This window comes from Afipia sp. GAS231, from assembly GCF_900103365.1.
Classification (GTDB): Bacteria; Pseudomonadota; Alphaproteobacteria; order Rhizobiales; family Xanthobacteraceae; genus Bradyrhizobium.
Map to the genome: position 1 here is coordinate 7342560 of NZ_LT629703.1, position 17468 is coordinate 7360027.

Sequence of the window (17468 nt, forward strand, 5' to 3'; positions counted from 1 at the left end):
TTGTCGCAGGCATGCCTTCCCGGTAGCGAACTTGAAACGGGAGGTTCCAATGGCAAAGATCGATCTGGATTCACTGAGCATCGAAGAACTCGCTGGCTTGCGAGAGCACGCCACCGACAAACTATTCGAGAAGGTCGCCGCGCGCCGCGCCGAACTCGAAGCCGAGCTGGAAAAGCTCGCCCAGTACGGCAAGCCGGTGAAGAAGTCGGAAGCCGCCGCGCCCGTCGCCAAGGTCAAGAAGACGGAAGAAGCGCGCGAGCCGAAGGAGCCGGTCGCCAAGGCGGCATTAGCGGCCGCGTGATCGGATCGGCTTGATAATGCGTCGACATTCGGCGCCGACGGGCCGTTGCGTCCGATCCAAACGGCCATGCTATCGTCGGCCCAGCCTTCTGTTCTGGTAAACCAGAACCGAAGGCTCTATCTTTTGCCTTTGATCGTTTTCTTCAAGCGAACCGCACCGCACGTCGCTTGAAAACGCTATCTTGCAAGGGCGGGTATCCCAGTGATCGCTCCGGATCTGCGCAACGGCGTCGAAACGCTCGGCAACATGATTGCCGAGGCGTCCTCGATCGTTCCGTTCACCGGCGCCGGCATCTCGACCGAATGCGGCATTCCCGATTTCCGCTCGCCGGGCGGGCTGTGGACCCGTAACCGCCCGATCGCGTTCGACGAATTCGTCTCGAGCCCGGATGCGCGCGACGAGTCATGGCGACGTCGCTTTGCGATGGAGCCGACCTTTGCGGCAGCGCGGCCCGGCCGCGGTCATCGCGCGCTGGCGTCGCTCTACAAGGCCGGCAAGATTCCCGCGATCATCACCCAGAACATTGACAACCTGCATCAGATGTCAGGCTTCAAGGCTGGCGACGTGGTCGAATTGCATGGCAACACCACCTATGCCCGCTGCATCGGTTGCGGTCATGCCTATGATCTTGCTTGGGTTAAGGCGCGCTTCGATGAGAACGGCGCGCCGGACTGCACGGTGTGTGATGAGCCGGTGAAGACCGCGACCATCTCGTTCGGACAAGCGATGCCGGAAGACCAGATGCGTCGCGCCACGGAACTCGCGCAGCAATGCGACCTGTTCCTGGCAATCGGATCGTCGCTGGTGGTGTGGCCCGCCGCGGGCTTTCCGCTGATGGCCAAAAACTGCGGTGCGAAGCTCGTCATCATCAACAATGAGCCGACCGAACAGGACGATGTCGCCGATCTGGTGATCCGCTACGACATCGGGGAGACGCTCGGACCGTTCGTGGGCAATTGATCTGAAATTGATTCGTGGCTGTGCAAGCCTGTTCATAGTTCCCGTCTGATTTGTTTTTTAGCTATGCGCCGCAAGCGGGAGTGTTATCTTTTGAGTCAAGAGATTCGCGCGGCGTTGTCATGAGTGGTCATGGATGGGCGCGTGTTCCGGTTCCGTCACGGCGGTGGCGAACCGTATTTTTTTTTAATGTGTGGGGTCCGGGGTCATGGGGTCGGACGGATTTGAGTCCAAGAAGCTCGGGGGGCCGCCGTCAGGCGGGACAGGGCAAAGGCTTGGACCAGTTGAATACTCTGCCAGCGCGGAGCGCGACGCGGCCTTGGACGCATTGTCCGGGCTTGGCGATGCGGCAGCCAACCTTGTCGAAATCTCGGGCGTCATCAAATGGTTCGATGCCTCGAAGGGCTACGGCTTCATCGTGCCCGACAACGGTTGGCCCGACGTGCTTCTGCACGTCACCGTGCTGAGGCGCGATGGCTTTCAGACCGCCTATGAAGGTGCGCGGCTGGTGGTCGAATGCGTGCAGCGCCAGAAGGGCTATCAGGCGTTCCGGATCGTTTCGATGGATGAGTCCACCGCGATCCATCCGGCACAGATGCTGCCGCCACGGACCCATGTCAGTGTCACCCCGACCAGCGGCCTCGAGCGGGCGCAGGTCAAGTGGTTCAACCGGCTGCGCGGGTTTGGCTTCCTCACCTGCGGCGAGGGCACGCCCGACATCTTCGTGCATATGGAGACGCTGCGCCGCTTCGGCATGACCGAGCTGCGTCCGGGCCAGTATGTGCTGGTGCGGTTCGGGCCGGGGTCCAAGGGCATGATGGCGGCCGAGATCCATCCCGAGACCGGGCCGTCGGCGCTGTCGTCGCATTAGCTTTTTGTTTTGACGCGTTTTCTTGACGCGAACCGGTTTCCACTTCGCTGGAAAACGCTCTGACCGTCCATCACCTGACGAGATCGTGAGTTGGAGGCCGCGGGTGTTCCCAGCGGCCTCTGGCGTTTTTGGCCGTCATCAGGTTAGGGTCTGCCGGAAATGTTCAACGTCCGGCGTGAGTGCTCCATGAAATTCGCTTCTATCGTCAACGCGTTCGGCCGCAGCCGGCCGATCATGTCACTGCTCGCGGCGATCGGTGTGGCCGCCGTCCTTTGCACCAGTCCCGTGGCGCAGGCGGCGAGCTTTGCGCCGCTCGAGATCGTCACCAAGTCGGGCGTGCAGGTGTTCTCGGTCGAGATGGCGACAACCGAGGAGGAGAAGACCACCGGGCTGATGTACCGCAAGGAACTGGCCGACGGTAAAGGCATGCTGTTCGACTTTTCGCCGGAGCAGCAGGTCTCGATGTGGATGAAGAACACCTACATCTCGCTCGACATGATTTTCATCCGCGCCGACGGCCGGATCCTGCGGATTGCCGAGAATACCGAACCGCTCTCGACCGCGATCATCTCGTCCGGCGGGCTTGCCAAGGGCGTGCTGGAGGTGATCGCGGGCACGGCGCAGAAATACGGCATCCAGCCCGGCGACCGGGTGGCGCACCCGCTGTTTGCCAAGCACTGAGCGAAACCGTCCGGCGCCTTGCTGGCGGCGGTTTATGCGTGTATCGACGCATTTCCCAACAGATCGGGGTATAGCGCAGCCTGGTAGCGCGGCAGTTTTGGGTACTGCAGGTCGTTGGTTCGAATCCAGCTGCCCCGACCAATCAACCTATTGTATTGTCTACTTAAATTTGACGACCGGCCGATGGCCGCGCCTGGGCAGGCCGGGGCAGTATCAGGACGGGGGTTTAACCCAGACCGGGTGGGACGGTGCCAGCATCGGCAAAGCCGAAGGACCAGCCGCTGGAAGCTATCGGGTCATTTGGCGTAGCCCTGTGAGCGGAGCCAAGCGACCTTGCGGTTTCCGTTCATCCAGTCGTCCGCATCCGCCTTGCTGGTCAGGCCTACAATTTCGCGTTGTTCGGTTTCCGGATAGTCCGCCTGGATAGTCCAGTTATCGTCTGCGATCCGGAGGGTCTTAAAGGTCACTTTTGCTTTTGCCATGTGCCACTATGCAGGCAATTGCATGAAAAGAGAACAGGACTTCCTCGGTACCAACAACAACGCCGCCAGAGCTGAATGATGCTCGGCGACGTTGCGCTAATCACTGGTCCCTCATAATCCACCAGCTTAAGTATGTCGGAAGGTTAAGGCCAAAGGTTCAAAGGCGGCCTCAGAAGCGTGCTAGACCGCCGCCATGCTGATGCATGACCACTTCCGGCGAGAGCTGCAGGCCCAACTGGGTAGGGCATCGTTGCGGGGTGCTAACCACGTCCTCATTAACGTGAGCGATCTCCACGCCTCCGTCGGGAACTTGCCAAATCCGAATGATGGGTTGATGACCTGCCGTTTGGCCATGCGGTCTGAAATGGGCATTGGCGACGTGGTGCTGGTTGCCGCGAATAATCAGGCGGGCATGACCGTCAGGTACGCACTTCCTCGATAAATGAAAAACTCACGTTGGCGGGTATGCTTGCGCGCCGCGAGCGAGGCCGGCTCGATTTGACACGATTCACCCAACCTGCGAGTCAAGTGCGCGCCTTGAGCGCCGAGAGACAGCTGGCACCCATCATCATGGCAGAACGCTATATCCCCACGAAGGGATACAATACCGCAGTCATCGCCTTTGCCGCGGCGTCGAGCCCCGATGCGGACCAACTTCAATTTGATGTTCGGCCCGCTCTTGCTGCTGCTCATAGCCTGTCATGAAGGAAGAGCTGTATAGCTGGGTCACCAAACTCGAAAAGCTTCAACGTGATTGTCGTATTACGCTGGAAGTCGGCGGCCAAAAGATCCCGCTATCTTTCGACGATGCTATTGAGTTCAAAATTCAGATTGCCAGTTTGCTGGAGAGTGGCTTTCCGCCCGCAGCCGACGTGTGCGGGACCATTGCGCCGTGGAAAGCGAAATTTTTTCCGAATAAGGGCGGGTTTTCCGTTGTGGCCTCGCACCCCTTTCAACCTGCCGCGTCGCTTGCGCTGGACAAAAAGCAGACGGTTCGATTTTCTGAAGAGCTACAAGACTTCATCGATGAAGCCGGGCAACGTAATTGACCGACGCTCTCGTCGGCACGGTTCAGACCGAAGTCAACGGCGAGACATATGCGGCCGTGCCGTTGGTCCGACGTCTGCGTTACACGGCCTCTGGACAGCGCACGCAAATCGGCTTGCAAATTTGTTCTTGATATGTTCTCATTGGTCATTCTCTCGGAGGTGGCCAATGGACGTCGAAAAACAACGGGAAATCGTTCGGCTCTGGAATCGGATGCGCCGGGTCGAAGGCCCGCTCGCTGAGGAAATCCGGATTCAGATCCTTCAATGCTTCGCGGAGAGCGAGTGCGTCTCCGACACGCGCCTCGACGAGCGCCGCGCGGTGATGGAGCGCGCGTCCATTCAGCCCGGTCGTAGGCCCACGCATATCAGGCTCGTCGCCTAGCCGGCAGCAGTCGCGACGCGATTGATCGCGCAGATCGCGGCGCCACATTTCGGTTGGGTCGATTCGCCGTCCGTCAAGATTGACGGAATCGTCGGGCGGTGCATGCTGCGCGGATGTTGTCGCGCGTGCGCAATCATTTCAAGGATGCAAAACTTTCCCGCATGAGCAGCGGGACGTATTGCATCATCCGCGATCTCGGGCTGGTCAAGGGCGGCAAGGGCATGCGGCATCACGAGGTGCTCATGACCTTCAGCCTCGGTGCGCTCGGCCGCTCGATCGGACTGGTGCGCGGCGATCTTGCGGGTGTGGGCAAGCGGCGGCTTGCGTGGCTGCAACGCGTGCCGGAGCGGCTGGGCGTGGACGTCGACCCCTCGACCGTGCCGGAAAGCGCTTCGCAGCCCTGAGTCTTCAGCGCTGAGAGGACTGCCACGCCAACAGCCGGTGCTCCGCGAACGACATCGCCACCGACGTGACGTAACCGGTGACGCCGAGCAGGATAACGCCGGCGAACAGGTCGGCGGAGCGAAAGGCCCGCGCCGAGAGCAGCACCCAGTGGCCGAGCCCGTCGAGGCCGGCCAGGATTTCGCAGACCACGGCCAGGATCAGCGCCACTGTCAGGCTGAGGCGCATGCCGGCGAGAATGTCTGGGCTCGCCGAGGGCAACGCGATCTTGAAGATCACCGCGAGCTTTGACATCTGCAGCGACCGCGCGACTTCGTAGAGGCGCGGTTCCACCGCGGCGAAGCCATGAATGGTCGCCAGCATGATCGGCCAGATCGCGCCGAACGAAATCACGAACAGCGCCATCGCCTGGGTCAGCCCGAGCATCGCGATCGCAACCGGGATGATCGCCGAGACCGGCAGCGGCCGTAAAAACTCCAGCGACGGCGCCACATAGGTCCGCATCTTCGGCGACGATCCGATCAGGGCGCCGAGAGCGATGCCGGCAATGGACGCGGCGAGCCAGCCATAGGCCATGTGTTCGATCGTGCCCGCGAGCTTGGTTGCGAGGTCTCCGGTCGACAATCCGCGTACCAGCGAGGCCCAGGCGCGGTCGGGCCCGGGCAGGAATACCGGCGACACCAGTTTCAGGCTGGCGATCAGTTGCCAGAGCGCAATGAAGCCGGCGGCCACCGCAAAACTCGCCAGGCGCCAGAGAAGAGCGGTCGATTTCATGCGCTGTCTCCGCTCAACGCGGCACGGCCGAACAGGCGGCGCTGCGCCACCACCAGCAGGATATTGAGCGCGTAGCCGATCGCGCCGATCCAGACCAGATAGGCCAGCATCAGGTCGGCGCGCAGCGCCTGCTGCGCCAGCATGATGCCGGCGCCGAGGCCGATCGGATTGATCGCGATTTCGACGGTGACGGCAACGATCAGCGCGATGCCGGCCGCCAGCCGGAACGCCACGAAGATGCGCGGCAGGGCGGCGGGGATGATGATCTTCCAGACCCGCTGCGCCGGCGGCAGTCGCAGCGCACGCGCAACCTCCATCAGCCGCGGCTCGATGCTGCACACGGCGGCGCGGCTCAGGATCAGGATCGGCCAGACGCAGGCAAAGGCAACGATGACGATTTCCATGCGGTAGCCGAAGCCGAGCGCGATCAGCGCGATCGGCAGCAGGGCAATGGAGGGGATCGGCCGGATCGCCTCGACCGTCACTTCCATCAGGCGGTTGAGCGTGTTGGAAAGCCCGAAGGCGATCCCGAGCGCCAGACCGATGATGCTGCCGATCGCAAGGCCTGCGAAGGCTGCAAACAACGTGTCGCGCGTGGCGGTCAGGATTGAGAAATCGGCAAAGGCCTCGGCGAGCGCCAGCATGATCTGGCTTGGCGGGGCGAGGCTGTCGCTTTGCAGATGTGTGGCGCGCGCCCAGACCTCGAACGCCACCAGCACCGCGACCGGCAGCACCAGCGCCTTTGCCGAGTCTCGGCTCACTGTTCGGTTGCCTTGATGAAGTCGAACAATTGCCGCCGCAGCCGCAAAAATTCCGGATGCTCGCGGGTCGACAACTGGTCGCGCGGGCGCGGCAGGTTGACCGGCAGTTCGATGCCGATCCGGCCGGGATGCGGCAACAGGCCGATGACGCGGTCGCCGAGGTAGATCGCCTCGTCGAGGTCATGGGTCACGAAGATGACGGTGGCGCCGCTCGCCGCCACCAGCGACAGCACTTCGTCCTGCAATCCCTGCCGCGTCATCGCATCCAGCGCGCCGAACGGCTCGTCCATCAAAAGCGTCTTCGGTTCCTGCGCCAGGCAGCGGGCGATCTGCAGGCGCTGCTGCATGCCGCCGGACATCTCGGCCGGATATTTGCCGGCGTGGCCGGGCAGGCCGACGGTGCGCAGCAATTCCTCGATCCGGGCAGGGCGCTCGGCGGCGGGCATGCCTGCGGCCTCCAACGCCAGCGAGACGTTGCCGGCGGCGGTGCGCCACGGCAGCAGCGCCTTGCCGTAGTCCTGAAACACGATCGCGATCTCGCGGCGTGGCTCGCGCATCGGCTGGCCGTCGAACGTCACCTTGCCGCTTGTCGGCTGATAGAGCCCCGCCGCCAGCCGCAGCGCCGTGGTCTTGCCGCAGCCCGACGCGCCGACAATGCAAAGGAATTCGCCGGGTTGGACGCCGAGGCTCAGATTCTCGATGATGGTCTTGCCGCCAAGCTCGAGCGTCGCATCGGTAAACGCGATCTGCGGCGCGGGAGCGCCGGGGACGGGATCGAGCCGCATCTGGGCGTTCGCCATGGTTTGGGCTTTCATGACGTCAGCTCCCGTTGCCGCTGGGATAAACGATGTCCATGGTCGAACGCAGATGTGCTGACAGCATCGCCTGCGAGCCCGGAACGTCACGTCCGATGACGCGGTCGGCGAGCAACTGGTGGGCGCGGACGAATTTCTTGCCGCTGTCGAACGAGCGCATCATCACGCGGCGGTAGCGATAGGCCTGGTCGTAGAGATCGGAATGAGCGGCCAGCAGGCGTTTGGAGCCGCAGGCGGCCAGCAACGCCGTGTGAAAGCCCTTGTGCAGGCGGTCGAAATCCTCCGCGCCCTCGCGGAATTCGTCGCCGGTCCGCTCGATGTGGCGGCGCATCTGGTGCAGCGCGCTGACGATGCCGGCTTCCCAGGCATCGTCACCGTTATTGATCGCGAGCCGGATCGCCTCGATCTCGATCGCGGTGCGCATCAGGGTAATGTCGAGCAGGTCCTCGCGGCTGATATCGGCGACGCGAAAGCCGCGCTGTCCGGTGCCGATGATCAGCCCACGCGACATCAGCCGAGACAGGCCCTCGCGCAGCGGCGTCGCGCCGATCTCGTAGCGCTGCACCAGATCGACGATGCCGAGCCGGGATCCCGGCGCGAGCAAGCCGGCGAGAATGTCCTGCTCGACCAGCGTTGCGGCGCGCTCGCTCAAGGTCGCGGCTTCGATCACCGGTCGGCTCGCAGTGCGCTCGTCAGCCGGCATTGCCAGACCCTCATTTCAGGACAAGCTTGTTGGGTTCGAGTTTGGATTGCAACATCTTCTGCGACGACATCACCTCGATCCACCATCCGAGCTGCTCGGGCTTCAGCGCCGGTTCGGAACGGTTCGGCGGCGTCGCCTTGACCAGCTCGATCGCCTGCTTGGTGAACTTGGAAATCGAGGCGGAGGCCTTTTCGCGATCGTTGTTGACGATTTCGGCAGATTCGGCGATCGCGTCGCGGAATTTCTTGATCGCCCCCGCGTTCTTGTCGGCCCATTCGCGCGAGGCCGCATAGAAGATGATCGGATCGGTCCGCGCCAGTTCGACCGCGTAGCGCGCGCCGACCGAGCCTAGGCCCGCATTGGTCATGCGCGTCACGAACGGTTCGGCCGTCAGCACCGCATCGACGCCGCCGGACTTGATGATGTCGGACATGGTCGGGAAGGTGACCTCGACGAAATTGACGCTCCTGGGATCAACGCCCTTTTCGACCAGCCATTTCACGAACAGCACATGCAGGAAGGCATTGAGGCCGGGCGCACCGACCTTCTTGCCGACGAAATCCTTTGGCTCCTTGATGGTGATGCCGTTGCGGACGAAGGCAGTGATGTTGCCGTTCGACACCGGATTCATCACCGAGGCGCCGGCGATGCCGACGAGGTCCAGCCCGCCGTCGACGGCCTGCAGGAATACGGTCGAGGTCGGCCCGCCGATCTGGATCGAGTTCGACAGGATTGCCGCCGGAATGTTCGAGTTGATGCCGATCGGCGTCATCTCAACCTCGAGCCCGTGTTTCTTGAAGATGCCTTCGTCGACCGCGACCATGGCGGAGGCGCAATCCGACGTCGCGGTGCAGCCGACCTGGATCTTGGCTTGCGCCAGGGCAGCGCCCGTCAGCGCCATGCTGATGGCAAACGTCGCGATGATCTTTTTCACTGCGGTTTCCCCGTTTACATTTTTAATGCTTGATTATCGATATTTTCTTTGATCATATATCTCATCCGAAAGCAAGGGGTGATCAGATGAAACTCGCAACATTCAAATCCGGCAGTCAGGACAAGGTCGCCATCGTGCATTCCGGCGATGGTCGCCTGTTCGATCTTGCCGCCGCCGCCAGCCGCGATAGCGGCGCCAATCCGGCCTTCGCTTCGATGCTGGCCCTGATCGATGCCGGCGACGCCGCGCTCGAACAGGCCGCGAAGGTGTTCGACAAGCACGGCAAAGACGAGTCCCTGTCGGTGTCTGTTGATGGCGCCGACATCCTCGCGCCGATCCCTGAGCCGCGGCAGATGCGGGACGGCATGTCGTTCCCGTTGCATATCCTGCAGGCCCCGCGGGGGCAGTTGAAGCTTGCGGCGCGCGCCAACAACGATATGGCGGAACTGGCGCGGCTTAACGCCGAACCGCTCGGCGAATTGCCGGAGATCTATCGCAAGCAACCGATCTACTACATCACCAACCGCTTCAGCGTCCGCGGCACCGATACGACCGTCAAGTGGCCGCGCTACAGCCAGGTGATGGATTACGAATGCGAATACGGCGTCATTACCAAGAACAAGGGCGCCAATATCACGGCCGCCAAGGCCAAAGACCACATCTTCGGCTATACCATCTTCAACGATTTCTCGGCCCGCGATGCCCAGAGGATCGAGATGGAAGGCCGGCTCGGCCCCGCCAAGGGCAAGAGCTTTGACGGCGGCAATGTGATGGGGCCCTGGATCGTCACGCCAGACGAGATCGGCGACCCCTACAAACTGAAGATGGAGGTCCGGGTGAACGGCAAGATGCGCTCGCAAGGCGTATCCGACGGCATGCTGTTCCCGTTCGAGGAAATCATCGCCCACGTCACCAAGGACGAGACCTTGATGCCCGGCGAGTTCATCGGCTCGGGCACCGTCGGCAACGGTTGCGGACTGGAACTCGGCTGGTACCTTGAAGATGGCGACAGCATCGAGCTTGAAGTCGAGAAGATCGGAATTTTGAAGAACCGGGTCGAGCGGCAACAGGCTTAGGGCATTGGATGCGAGCGATCTCTTCGCGGGCGTCCGGGTTGCTTTCAGCCCCCCGAACCGCCCGGAGCGCCGCGGTCACGCTAGATCGTCGAAAGAATGTTCGACAAAAAAGCGAGCGCCGTGACGAACAGAAAGATAGCGGCAAACGAAGCCACCTCTTCTAGGAGGCTGATAAACATGGCAGTGGTCCCAAGTGACAGGTTGCAACATCGTGACCGCACGGTCACGACAAGGTATTTGCATCCTGCGTGCCAATTTTATTCTAGTTCGAAATCAAGATGTTGATGAAAGTGAAAGAGTCTATTTACCATGACGGAGTCGAAGTTTTCCGACTCGCGCGGCAAACCTTTCCCAGCGTTTTTACGCACATGACGCACCGAGCGCAGGGAGTGAGCTGAGCTAAAATCTTCGCCCGCGAGGGCAGGCAATCAAAACAAGACGAAACGAGGAAAACGCCATGGCGCGCAAGTTGATCGACATCTCCGTTCCCCTGCAAAACGACGTGCCCGCCGATCCGCCGGGCGGACACCCGACCATCCAGTACATCGATCACCAGCAGGGCCTGCCGCGAATGCTGCAGTTCTTCGACGGACTGAAAGCCGAGGATCTGCCTGACGGGCAGGGCTGGGCGGTCGAACAGGTGCAGCTCTCCACCCATAACGGCACGCATCTGGATGCGCCCTGGCACTTCCATCCCACCATGAACCGCGGCGAGCGTTCCTGGACCATCGACGAAGTGCCGCTGGAGTGGTGCCTGCAGCCCGGCGTCAAACTCGACTTCCGGCATTTTCCGGACGGCTATGTCGCCACCGCCAAGGACGTCGAAGCCGAACTCAAGCGCATCGGGCACACGCTGTCGCCGCTGGAAATCGTGGTGGTCAACACCTCTGCTGGCGTCAAATACGGAAGGCAGGACTACGTCACCTCGGGCTGCGGCATGGGCTACGAGGCGACGATGTACCTTTTGGAGCGCGGCGTGCGGCTGACCGGCATCGACGGCTGGAGCTGGGACGCACCGTTCGTCTACACCGCGAAGAAATACGCCGAGACCCATGACGCCAGCCTGATCTGGGAAGGCCACAAGGCCGGCCGTCATATCGGCTACTGTCACATCGAAAAGCTGCACAATCTCGAGCAGCTGCCGTCGACCGGGTTTACGGTGTCGTGCTTCCCGGTGAAGATCGAGCGCGCCTCGGCGGGCTGGACCCGGGCGGTGGCGATTCTCGACGGCTAGGGCCTGCACATAAACAAAAACAAAATCAGGGAGAGAACGGCATGACGGAAATGCGTGCGCCCGCGCTGCGGGGATGTTTCTGCTGCGATCAGGACATTCCGTCATCTTCCGCGCCGTCGCGGCGCGGCTTCATGCTCGGTGCCGGCGCGCTGGCGCTGGCGACGGCCACGGGTGGCGGTCGCGCCGTGGCGCAGGCCACGCCGGAGGCAAAGCCGTTTCGCATCGACGTCCATCATCATCTGTCGCCGCCGAGTTACATCACGGCGTCAAAGGACCTCGGGTTCGGCGAAGGCCTGATGCGGAGCTGGACCATCGAGAAATCGCTCGATGACATGGACAAGGCCGGCACCGCCACCGCGATGCTGTCGGTTACCACCCCCGGCATCAACCCGGTGAAAACAGACGTGGCGCGGCGGCTGTGCCGAGAGTCCAATGAATATGCCGCCAAACTGGTCGCGGATTATCCCGGGCGGTTCGGCAATTTTGCGATGCTGCCGCTCCGGGATGCCGAAGGCAGTTTGCGCGAAATCGAACACGCGCTCGATACGCTGAAGGCCGACGGCATCGCGTTGATGACGAGCTACAACGACAAATGGCTCGGCGATCCCCTGTTCCTGCCGGTGATGGAAGAACTCAATCGCCGCAAGGCGCTGGTCTACACCCATCCGACCGCGGCCAATTGCTGCGTCAATCTCGTGTCCACGCAGCAGCCTGTCATGATCGAGTTCGGCACCGACACGACGCGGACCATCGCCGACATCGTCTTTTCGGGCAACGCGCAGAAGTTTCGCGACATCCGCTGGATCTTCTCGCATGCCGGCGGAACCATGCCGTTCCTGATCGAGCGCTTTGTCCGTAATCCCCTGCTGGAGCCGAAGACGAAACCAACCGTGCCGGACGGCACGCTGGCCGAGCTCAGGCGCTTCTACTACGACACCGCCCAGACCTCGAACAAAAGCGCGATGTCGGCCTTGGCCGCGATCATTCCGCCATCGCAGATCGTGTTCGGCACCGATTTTCCGTATCGCAACGGCATCGATCACGTGAAGGGATTGCGCGAGGCTGATGTATTCACCGACGAACAAATCGCGTCGATCGAACGCGGCAATGCGCTCAAGCTGATCCCGCGGCTGGCAAGCTAGTCGGATGGCCTACAGCGCGGTTGTTGCGGGGGGAAATCCGGATCTGTTCGAAGAGAGCATCCGCCCAAATAAAAAGGCGTGCCGGTGGCCCGGCACGCCTTAAACTTTCAGCGATCGCGCTTAGACGATCGAGCCTAAACTACCAACGGCAGACGCGAGCGTAGCCATTCCACCAGCAACGCGGGCCGGGGGCAACCACGACCGGGCCGCCGTAATAGCCATAACCGCGTCCCCAACCTCGGCCACCGCCGCGATAGTAGCCGCGTCCTCCGCCCCAGCCTCTGCCGCCACCGCGGGCGACCCAGGCTTGTGCCGACGATGTGGTCGCACCGACCAGAATCGCGGACGTGCCGACGACATAGACGAAGAACAGAGCCACCAACGCGAGGCAGCGCGTCAGGATATTGTAGCGTTTAACCATTCGAGGATCTCCCGGTCACTTCCAAAACATTTGGACTTCGGCACTATCTCACTTAGACGCCTCAGAAAGCGTTTGGTTCAGATGCGCTAACATAATATTTTTACTAAGGTTCTTGCGGGCTTTAGGGACTTTATTGAGAAGGGAATATAAGGTCAAGTTACAGTCTGGTTGCGGCGAATTTACGGATTTTGCCGTTCATCTTTCTGAACGTCGCTTTTCTGAACGTCGCTGATTGTGCGCTGCAGAATTCTGAGGCGGTGGAAAAATCCGGCGAGGTCATGCCAGCTTCTTGATGTCGACACGATTCCCGGCCCTCAGCACACCACGATCCCCGCCTTAACGAGTCCCCATGCCCAAACAACACACCTACGTTCTCGGCCTGAACACCTATGACCATGATGTAAGCGCCTGCCTGTTGCGCGACGGCGCCATCGCGTTCGCGATCGCCAAGGAGCGGATCAATCGAGTCAAGCATGCGAGTGGATTCTACAAGGAGGTGATCGATTATTGCCTGCAGGCCGAAGGCATCACGCTCGATGACGTCGATCTGATCGTGCGCAATTGCTACATCCTGCCGGTCCCGGAAATGGAGGAGCGGCTGGTCTATTTCGATGCGCCGGGCTTTCTCCCCGAGTTCGAGCGCGGCGAGGCGGCGAAGCATCCGCTGTACCGGTCGGGGCAGGACAGGGTGGTCACGATCTCTCACCATCTGGCGCACGCCTACAGCGCGTTTGCGGTGTCGCCGTTCGACGAAGGCGTCGTCATGATCGTCGACGGCGTCGGCAGCTACCAGTCCGACGTCATGGAAGCCTATCCGGCCGGTGACACGGCGACGCCGCTCGCGCGCGAATCCGAGAGCTACTACAAGTTCAAGGGGACCGAGCTCGAATGCCTGAAGAAGGTCTGGATGGAGCCGGACCGCGGTTTTCTGAGCGATGAATTCTATACCATGCCGGGTCTCGGCGCGCTGTACAGCCGGGCCTCGACCTACATCTTCGGCGACTGGAACAAGTGCGGCGAACTGATGGGGCTCGCGCCCTATGGCCGTCACGACCAGGTCAAGCATCTGATGGAGATGATCGACGGCAAGCTGCAGGTGCCGCGCTGGACCGACGATTTCAAGCAACCGCATATCTTCGACGGCAGCAACTGGGAGAAAAGCCCCTCGATGCGGCACTGGGAAGATCTGGCCTGGCGGGTGCAGGACGATACCGAAAACGTGCTGCTCGCCCGCGCGCGCTGGCTGCGCGAGACCACCGGCGCCAAGAACCTGTGCATGGCCGGCGGCGTCGCGCTCAATTGCGTCGCCAACGGCCGGGTCGCCCGCGAAGCCGGGTTCGACAATGTCTGGATCCAGCCGGCGGCGGGCGATGACGGCATCGCGATCGGCTGCGCCTATTACGGCTGGCTCAAAATCCTGAAGCAGCGGCGCAGCTTCGTCATGAACCATTCCTATGTCGGCAAGCCCTACAGCGAACAGGAGGCCGCCAGCGCACTGCAAAAGTTCCTGGTGCGGATCCAGGTCGATGCCAGGCGCAGCGACAATGTCTGCCGCGATACCGCAAAACTGCTCGCCGACCAGCGGGTGATCGGCTGGTTCCAGGACCGCTCGGAGTTCGGGCCGCGCGCACTCGGCAACCGCAGCCTGCTGGCCGATCCGCGCAAGCCCGAGATGAAGGACATCCTCAACAGCCGCGTCAAGCACCGGCAGGCATTCCGGCCGTTCGCGCCGATCGTGCTGGCCGAGCGGATGAAGGAAGTCTTCGAGGGCGAGGAGGACTCGCCGTTCATGCTGATCGCCAAACCGGTTCGCCCCGAATGGCGCGACAAGATTCCGGCGATCGTGCATGTCGACGGCACCGCGCGGGTGCAGACCGTGCGCGAGGCGACCAATCCGATGCTCTATCGTCTGCTCAAGGAGTTCGAGGCGCTGACCGGCGTTCCCGTGCTGATCAACACCTCATTCAACATCAAGGGTGAGCCGATCGTGGAAACGCCCGAGGATGCCGTGGCCTGCTTCCTCAACACCGGGATCGACAACCTGATCCTGCACGACACGATCGTGTCGAAGTCGGCGATGCATAAGGTGGTGGCGCCCGTCATCAATACGTTCAGCGACGTCGCAACCCTGGTGGCGCAGACCCAGCCGCCGGGAGCGGGCAGGGGTTGAAGCCGACAGCCCGCCTCAGGCGGGCTTCGGTACCGGCGGTTTCGGCAGCGGCTTGTCCTGCCGCTTGGACCAGGAAATGTAGTAGGCGACGATCGTCATGATGGCGATGCCGGTGACGCTGACGAAGATCTGCGCGAACAGCGAGCCCGAACTCATCGACAGCTCGAAGTGGCCGACGAACGACAGGAATACGCCGACGCAGAACACGGCGAGCGACTGCTGACCGCAGACGATCAGCGGGTCGAACATCTTCCACTCCAGGCCCGGCCAGTCCTTGGGCACGAAACGGATCACCATGATCACGATGACGACGAAATGGATGAAACGGTAGGGCGCCAGGTTGGTCTTGTCGTTCGGGTTGAACGTCGAATACAGCCAGTGCGGGAACAAGGCGCCGAACGAGTCCGGAAACTTGCCGGCCATGGTCATGACCAGGCCCAGGATCAGGTAGCCGATACACACCCAGAGCGTGACCGGGTGATTGATCACCGTCATCGACTTCCGGGCGCCGCCAAGCGCGCACCATGAGCCGAACACGAACAGCACCTGCCAGCAGAACGGATTGAAGTACCAGGTGCCCGCCGGGTAGGCCGACAGGTTCCAGCCGGTCTGCCGCGACACCAGCCACAGCGCGATCGAGGCCACCATGGTCCAGTTGGGCTGGCGCAGCATCATCCACAGCACCGGCGGAAACAGTCCCATCAGCACGATGTAGAGCGGCAGCACGTCGAGATTGACCGGCTTGAACTTCAGGAACAGTCCTTGCCGCAGCGTTTCGGTCGCGTTATCGACCAGTCCTACGACGTTGAACTCATTGACCAGCTCGGAATCGCCGAACCGCAGCGCCAGATAGCTGATCGAGGCGATATAGATCACGAACAGGATGATGTGGGCGACATAGAGCTGCCAGACGCGCTTGGTCAGCCGGGTGGCGCCGACAATGAAGCCGCGGTCGAGCATCATCCGGGCATAAACAAAGGAGGCGGTATAGCCGGAGATGAAAACGAACAGGTCAGCGGCGTCGCTGAAACCGTAATTGCGGGTCGTGATCCAGTTCACGACATTGTCGGGGATGTGATCCAGAAAAATCGCCCAGTTCGCAACCCCGCGAAACAGGTCGAGCCGGAGGTCGCGTCCTTTTTCGGGCAGGGTGGCGTTGATTTTCATAGGGGCCGTTTCGAAATGATGCTTTCGAGAGGATTTAGCCGCTGGATAAGGCTTCGGTCGCCTTGTGGCTCAGGGTCTTCTTGTGGCTCAGGGTCTTGCGGCCCAAGATTGTCACAGTGCAGCATAATGACTATACCAGTGCAGAACTGCTACATTCGGGGTTACGGAATCACCGATCAAGTCCCTGAAAGGTGTTTCTATACTATCCCTGATGTTTCCACCAAACGCTTCCGTGTCGCATATGTCGTTACACATCTCCTTGGGGTCCTACCATCCATGACCGCACGCATTTTTAAGCCCGCCAAAAACGCGATGCAATCGGGGAGGGCCAAAACCAGGGAGTGGCAGCTCGATTACGAGCCCGAGCAGCCCCGGGCGATCGAACCCCTGATGGGCTGGACCTCGTCCGGCGACATGAAACAGCAGCTCACATTGCACTTCGACACCAGGGAAGACGCGGTGGCCTATTGCGAGCGCAAGGGCATCGCCTACCAGGTGATCGAGCCCAAGGATTCGATCCAGCGCCAGGTCGCCTATTCCGACAATTTCTCGTTCCGCCGCGGCGAGCCTTGGACCCATTAGGTTTGGATCCATTAGGTTTCATTAAGTCGGACCCACCAGGCCCGACCCACCAGGGCCGGGCACTATTCCACGGGGGTGGATGCCGCCGGAAAATCCGGTATCGGCAACGGCGCGTCCTTGGCGACGCCGAGCACCGGCAAGCTCCTGATATTGCGGACGCTGGGCATCGCCGCAAACTGCAGCAATTGCTGGTGCATGCCCTCGACGCTGAACGCGACGCATTTCAACAAGAAATCCGCTTCACCGGAGAGGCTCCAGCACTGCTGGACCAGCGGAATCTCCGCAATCGCGCTTTGGAACGCCTGCACCGTAGCCTGGGACTGGCTCTGTAGCTGGATCGTCACAAAGGACGTCACCTCGTAACCGAGCTGCTTTTCATCCAGCGTGGCGCGGATCGTTTTGACTACGCCGCGCTCGCGCAAGGCACGCACCCGCCGCCTCGAGGCAGGAGGCGAGAGCCCGACCCTGTCCGCCAGCTCGTTGTTGCGGATGCGCCCGTCGTTCTGCAGTTCGGACAATATCCGCCGGTCGATATCGTCGAGCTCAGTCTGTTCTGTCATGTGG

General features: G+C 61.6%; 21 protein-coding genes and 1 tRNA gene. 13 read left to right on the top strand and 9 right to left on the bottom strand.

What is annotated here, in order from left to right:
- Positions 1-49 precede the first annotated feature (49 nt).
- From BLS26_RS34475 to BLS26_RS34495, 5 genes are all read left to right on the top strand, one after another.
- Complete coding sequence (locus tag BLS26_RS34475; RefSeq protein ID WP_092517067.1) at positions 50-301, top strand: hypothetical protein; 252 nt, start codon at positions 50-52, stop codon at positions 299-301.
- Positions 302-502: 201 nt separating this feature from the next.
- Positions 503-1261, top strand: coding sequence for a Sir2 family NAD-dependent protein deacetylase (locus tag BLS26_RS34480; RefSeq protein ID WP_172804757.1), 759 nt, complete (start codon positions 503-505; stop codon positions 1259-1261).
- A gap of 205 nt (positions 1262-1466) precedes the next feature.
- Positions 1467-2129, top strand: coding sequence for a cold-shock protein (locus BLS26_RS34485; RefSeq protein ID WP_092517071.1), 663 nt, complete (start codon positions 1467-1469; stop codon positions 2127-2129).
- 234 nt (positions 2130-2363) lie between these two features.
- Positions 2364-2810: a DUF192 domain-containing protein gene (locus tag BLS26_RS34490; RefSeq protein WP_092518969.1), complete on the top strand. Its 447-nt coding sequence runs from the start codon at positions 2364-2366 to the stop codon at positions 2808-2810.
- 64 nt (positions 2811-2874) lie between these two features.
- Positions 2875-2951 (top strand) — tRNA-Pro (locus BLS26_RS34495).
- A 155-nt stretch (positions 2952-3106) separates the two neighbouring features.
- Here the strand turns inward: BLS26_RS34495 and BLS26_RS34500 are convergent.
- A complete protein-coding gene (locus BLS26_RS34500) occupies positions 3107-3292 on the bottom strand; it encodes a hypothetical protein (protein ID WP_092517073.1) in 186 nt (61 codons plus the stop codon).
- A gap of 701 nt (positions 3293-3993) precedes the next feature.
- Between BLS26_RS34500 and BLS26_RS34515 the strand changes: the two genes are divergently transcribed.
- The 3 genes from BLS26_RS34515 (at position 3994) to BLS26_RS34525 (ending at position 5127) form a co-directional block, all read left to right on the top strand.
- Positions 3994-4341 carry a hypothetical protein gene (locus BLS26_RS34515; RefSeq protein ID WP_092517079.1) on the top strand — a complete coding sequence of 116 codons (348 nt, stop codon included), beginning with the start codon at positions 3994-3996 and terminating at the stop codon, positions 4339-4341.
- A 166-nt stretch (positions 4342-4507) separates the two neighbouring features.
- Positions 4508-4723, top strand: coding sequence for a hypothetical protein (locus tag BLS26_RS34520; RefSeq protein ID WP_092517081.1), 216 nt, complete (start codon positions 4508-4510; stop codon positions 4721-4723).
- A gap of 161 nt (positions 4724-4884) precedes the next feature.
- A complete protein-coding gene (locus tag BLS26_RS34525) occupies positions 4885-5127 on the top strand; it encodes a hypothetical protein (RefSeq protein ID WP_157676676.1) in 243 nt (80 codons plus the stop codon).
- A gap of 4 nt (positions 5128-5131) precedes the next feature.
- Here the strand turns inward: BLS26_RS34525 and BLS26_RS34530 are convergent, their stop codons facing one another.
- Genes BLS26_RS34530 through BLS26_RS34550 form a run of 5 tightly spaced genes read right to left on the bottom strand, consistent with a single transcriptional unit; the run spans position 5132 to position 9079 of the window.
- Entirely contained in the window at positions 5132-5899 is a 768-nt protein-coding gene (locus tag BLS26_RS34530) for an ABC transporter permease (RefSeq protein WP_092517085.1), read from the bottom strand.
- Complete coding sequence (locus tag BLS26_RS34535; RefSeq protein ID WP_092517087.1) at positions 5896-6660, bottom strand: ABC transporter permease; 765 nt, start codon at positions 6658-6660, stop codon at positions 5896-5898. Before BLS26_RS34535 ends, BLS26_RS34530 begins: the two co-directional genes overlap by 4 nt.
- Positions 6657-7445: an ABC transporter ATP-binding protein gene (locus BLS26_RS34540; RefSeq protein ID WP_092518971.1), complete on the bottom strand. Its 789-nt coding sequence runs from the start codon at positions 7443-7445 to the stop codon at positions 6657-6659. Before BLS26_RS34540 ends, BLS26_RS34535 begins: the two co-directional genes overlap by 4 nt.
- Positions 7446-7479: 34 nt before the next feature.
- The gene (locus tag BLS26_RS34545; RefSeq protein WP_092517089.1) at positions 7480-8178 is read right to left on the bottom strand and encodes a GntR family transcriptional regulator; all 699 of its coding nucleotides are present in this window, start codon (positions 8176-8178) and stop codon (positions 7480-7482) included.
- Positions 8179-8188: 10 nt separating this feature from the next.
- Positions 8189-9079, bottom strand: coding sequence for an ABC transporter substrate-binding protein (locus BLS26_RS34550; RefSeq protein WP_092518973.1), 891 nt, complete (start codon positions 9077-9079; stop codon positions 8189-8191).
- A gap of 119 nt (positions 9080-9198) precedes the next feature.
- Here BLS26_RS34550 and BLS26_RS34555 point away from each other — a divergent pair, with 119 nt between their 5' ends.
- The 3 genes from BLS26_RS34555 to BLS26_RS34565 all read left to right on the top strand — a co-directional run bounded on the left by BLS26_RS34555 (position 9199) and on the right by BLS26_RS34565 (position 12564).
- The gene (locus tag BLS26_RS34555) at positions 9199-10188 is read left to right on the top strand and encodes a fumarylacetoacetate hydrolase family protein (protein ID WP_092517091.1); all 990 of its coding nucleotides are present in this window, start codon (positions 9199-9201) and stop codon (positions 10186-10188) included.
- Positions 10189-10645: 457 nt separating this feature from the next.
- On the top strand, positions 10646-11422 hold the full coding sequence (locus tag BLS26_RS34560; protein WP_092517093.1) for a cyclase family protein: 777 nt from the start codon (positions 10646-10648) through the stop codon (positions 11420-11422).
- Positions 11423-11463: 41 nt separating this feature from the next.
- The gene (locus BLS26_RS34565) at positions 11464-12564 is read left to right on the top strand and encodes an amidohydrolase family protein (RefSeq protein WP_092517095.1); all 1101 of its coding nucleotides are present in this window, start codon (positions 11464-11466) and stop codon (positions 12562-12564) included.
- Positions 12565-12703: 139 nt separating this feature from the next.
- On the opposite strand, the gene BLS26_RS34570 is transcribed toward BLS26_RS34565, so the two are convergent.
- Positions 12704-12985 (bottom strand): hypothetical protein, encoded by a 282-nt coding sequence (locus tag BLS26_RS34570; protein ID WP_092517097.1) that lies wholly within the window; start codon positions 12983-12985, stop codon positions 12704-12706.
- 349 nt (positions 12986-13334) lie between these two features.
- On the opposite strand from BLS26_RS34570, the gene BLS26_RS34575 reads away from it, so the two are divergent.
- Positions 13335-15155: a carbamoyltransferase C-terminal domain-containing protein gene (locus tag BLS26_RS34575; protein ID WP_092517099.1), complete on the top strand. Its 1821-nt coding sequence runs from the start codon at positions 13335-13337 to the stop codon at positions 15153-15155.
- Positions 15156-15170: 15 nt separating this feature from the next.
- On the opposite strand, the gene BLS26_RS34580 is transcribed toward BLS26_RS34575, so the two are convergent.
- Positions 15171-16322: an OpgC domain-containing protein gene (locus tag BLS26_RS34580; RefSeq protein ID WP_092517101.1), complete on the bottom strand. Its 1152-nt coding sequence runs from the start codon at positions 16320-16322 to the stop codon at positions 15171-15173.
- 276 nt (positions 16323-16598) lie between these two features.
- Between BLS26_RS34580 and BLS26_RS34585 the strand changes: the two genes are divergently transcribed.
- The gene (locus tag BLS26_RS34585; RefSeq protein ID WP_092517103.1) at positions 16599-16904 is read left to right on the top strand and encodes an ETC complex I subunit; all 306 of its coding nucleotides are present in this window, start codon (positions 16599-16601) and stop codon (positions 16902-16904) included.
- Positions 16905-16966: 62 nt separating this feature from the next.
- Here the strand turns inward: BLS26_RS34585 and BLS26_RS34590 are convergent, their stop codons facing one another.
- A complete protein-coding gene (locus BLS26_RS34590; RefSeq protein ID WP_092518983.1) occupies positions 16967-17464 on the bottom strand; it encodes an Lrp/AsnC family transcriptional regulator in 498 nt (165 codons plus the stop codon).
- Between the last annotated feature and the right edge of the window lie 4 nt (positions 17465-17468).

Bases quoted from the DNA above. Each gene is read 5' to 3' on its own strand.
- BLS26_RS34475 (WP_092517067.1), top strand. From the start codon at position 50: ATGGCAAAGATCGATCTGGATTCACTGAGCATCGAAGAACTCGCTGGC.
- BLS26_RS34485 (WP_092517071.1), top strand. From the start codon at position 1,467: ATGGGGTCGGACGGATTTGAGTCCAAGAAGCTCGGGGGGCCGCCGTCA.
- BLS26_RS34490 (WP_092518969.1), top strand. From the start codon at position 2,364: ATGTCACTGCTCGCGGCGATCGGTGTGGCCGCCGTCCTTTGCACCAGT.
- BLS26_RS34500 (WP_092517073.1), bottom strand. From the start codon at position 3,292: ATGGCAAAAGCAAAAGTGACCTTTAAGACCCTCCGGATCGCAGACGAT.
- BLS26_RS34515 (WP_092517079.1), top strand. From the start codon at position 3,994: ATGAAGGAAGAGCTGTATAGCTGGGTCACCAAACTCGAAAAGCTTCAA.
- BLS26_RS34520 (WP_092517081.1), top strand. From the start codon at position 4,508: ATGGACGTCGAAAAACAACGGGAAATCGTTCGGCTCTGGAATCGGATG.
- BLS26_RS34525 (WP_157676676.1), top strand. From the start codon at position 4,885: ATGAGCAGCGGGACGTATTGCATCATCCGCGATCTCGGGCTGGTCAAG.
- BLS26_RS34530 (WP_092517085.1), bottom strand. From the start codon at position 5,899: ATGAAATCGACCGCTCTTCTCTGGCGCCTGGCGAGTTTTGCGGTGGCC.
- BLS26_RS34540 (WP_092518971.1), bottom strand. From the start codon at position 7,445: ATGCGGCTCGATCCCGTCCCCGGCGCTCCCGCGCCGCAGATCGCGTTT.
- BLS26_RS34545 (WP_092517089.1), bottom strand. From the start codon at position 8,178: ATGCCGGCTGACGAGCGCACTGCGAGCCGACCGGTGATCGAAGCCGCG.
- BLS26_RS34550 (WP_092518973.1), bottom strand. From the start codon at position 9,079: ATGGCGCTGACGGGCGCTGCCCTGGCGCAAGCCAAGATCCAGGTCGGC.
- BLS26_RS34555 (WP_092517091.1), top strand. From the start codon at position 9,199: ATGAAACTCGCAACATTCAAATCCGGCAGTCAGGACAAGGTCGCCATC.
- BLS26_RS34560 (WP_092517093.1), top strand. From the start codon at position 10,646: ATGGCGCGCAAGTTGATCGACATCTCCGTTCCCCTGCAAAACGACGTG.
- BLS26_RS34565 (WP_092517095.1), top strand. From the start codon at position 11,464: ATGACGGAAATGCGTGCGCCCGCGCTGCGGGGATGTTTCTGCTGCGAT.
- BLS26_RS34570 (WP_092517097.1), bottom strand. From the start codon at position 12,985: ATGGTTAAACGCTACAATATCCTGACGCGCTGCCTCGCGTTGGTGGCT.
- BLS26_RS34575 (WP_092517099.1), top strand. From the start codon at position 13,335: ATGCCCAAACAACACACCTACGTTCTCGGCCTGAACACCTATGACCAT.
- BLS26_RS34580 (WP_092517101.1), bottom strand. From the start codon at position 16,322: ATGAAAATCAACGCCACCCTGCCCGAAAAAGGACGCGACCTCCGGCTC.
- BLS26_RS34585 (WP_092517103.1), top strand. From the start codon at position 16,599: ATGACCGCACGCATTTTTAAGCCCGCCAAAAACGCGATGCAATCGGGG.
- BLS26_RS34590 (WP_092518983.1), bottom strand. From the start codon at position 17,464: ATGACAGAACAGACTGAGCTCGACGATATCGACCGGCGGATATTGTCC.